General features: G+C 72.5%; 1 protein-coding gene and 2 pseudogenes. 1 reads left to right on the top strand and 2 read right to left on the bottom strand.

Annotated features, from left to right (window positions below; all coding sequences use genetic code 11):
- Positions 1–88: 88 nt before the first annotated feature.
- A pseudogene (gene snpA / locus IH13_RS40680) lies at positions 89–730 on the top strand (snapalysin); the annotation flags it as partial.
- 37 nt (positions 731–767) lie between these two features.
- Here snpA and IH13_RS0110350 read toward each other — a convergent pair.
- Together IH13_RS0110350 and IH13_RS0110345 are read right to left on the bottom strand one after the other, a co-directional pair.
- Entirely contained in the window at positions 768–1,124 is a 357-nt protein-coding gene (locus IH13_RS0110350) for a GntR family transcriptional regulator (protein WP_031083125.1), read from the bottom strand.
- Positions 1,125–1,126: 2 nt separating this feature from the next.
- Positions 1,127–1,673: pseudogene (locus tag IH13_RS0110345) on the bottom strand (DUF1648 domain-containing protein); the annotation flags it as partial.

Below are 1,673 nucleotides of genomic sequence, written 5' to 3'. Positions count from 1 at the left end.
TCAGAGATGTGTATAAGAGACAGCTCCGTACCCCCCACCCGTTCCCCGTCCTCGGACGGGGTTCACCGGACAGGTAGGAGAACCCCCCATGAGACACCCCAGGACCGTCCTCATGTCGGCCGTCGCCGGTCTCGGCCTCGCCGTGGCGCTCGGCACCTCCCCCGCGGTCGCCGCCGCCCCGGCCCACTCGGCGCCCTCCGCCTCCACGACCGGTTACGCCGCGTACGCCGCGTCGGGCGAGAACGCCGCCGCCAACCAGGCGTTCTTCGAAGCCGTCATGAAGTCGGTCGCGGAGAAGCGCGCCGCCGTACCCGGCGCGCAGGCGGTCACCGTGGTCTACAGCGCGGCCCAGGCGCCCAGCTTCCGCAGCCAGATAGCGAGCAGCGCGTCCATCTGGAACAGCTCCGTCAGCAACGTGAAGCTCCAGGAGGGTTCGAACGCGGACTTCGTCTACTACGAGGGCAACGACGCCCGTGGTTCGTACGCCAGCACCGACGGGCACGGCCGGGGCTACGTCTTCCTCGACTACGCCCAGAACCAGCAGTACGACTCGACCCGCGTCACGACGCACGAGACCGGTCACGTGCTCGGCCTGCCGGACCACTACAGCGGCCCGTGCAGCGAGCTGATGTCGGGCGGCGGTCCCGGTCCCTCCTGCACCAACGCCTACCCGGACGCCACGGAGCGCTCCCGGGTGAACTCTCTCTGGCAGAACGGCCTCGCGGCCGCCCGAGAGGGGCGGCCCCCGCCGTGTGCGGTGCGAGGCCTCAGGCCTTCAGTTCGACGCGGACCAGGTCCAGCAGGTCCGCCTCCGTCATTCCCAGCTCCCGGGCCTCCGCCACCACGGCACGCACCCCTTCCAGCAGCCGTGCGCGGTGGGGGGAGGCACCGGCGGTGACCACCGCCCCCCGGCCCCTGCGGAGTTCGATCAAGCCTTCCTCACGCAGCCGCTGGTAGCCGCGGAGGGCGGTGTGGACGTTGACCCCCAGGGAGTCGGCGAGCGCTCGTGCCGCCGGCAGCCGCTCCCCCGGTGCCACCGTTCCGTCCGAGATGGCGCGGCGGACACACGCGGCGATCTGGTCGCCGAGCGGCACCGAGGACGAGGGGTCGACCCGGAAGAGCACCCTCAGCCCCTTCCCCGTCGGCGGTCGACCAGCGTGTTGAGCAGAGCGGCCCCGGTGGCGGAGTCGTCGACCGTCACGGCGAAGTCGCGCCCGTTCTCCAGTCGGGCCACGAGCGCCTCACCGGACCGGAAGATCACTCCTGAGCCCGTCGGACGGACCCGGTAGCCCCACCCGCCGTAGTCCGCCATGGCGTTGACGTCCCGGCTCGTGGCGGCGTCGATGCGCTCCAGAGGCACCTGGACGCGCGGCCAGGGGAGGAGCCCGGCGACGGTGAGCCCGCGGCGGTCCACCGTGACGTTCGTCCGGCTGAAGGTCAGGAGGACCAGACCGACGACCACGAGGGGCAGCCCGGCGAACGGTCCCAGGGTGAACGAGAGGACGACACCGGCGACACCCGTCGCGACGGAGGTGGTCGGCAGCCACCAGGACGTCGCGCTGCGCGCCCAGCCGGCCATCTCCCCGTCGGCCAGCGGGATACGGGCACCACCCCGGGGCCCGCCGGCGAAGTCCGGGTCCTCCGGCAGGGCCGGCAGCAGCCTGGCCACGACC

The organism is Streptomyces sp. NRRL WC-3549 (genome assembly GCF_000721935.1).
Lineage (GTDB): Bacteria > Actinomycetota > Actinomycetes > Streptomycetales > Streptomycetaceae > Streptomyces.
The sequence above is the reverse complement of the archived record's forward strand: the minus strand, read 5'-3'. Positions and strand labels throughout refer to the sequence as shown.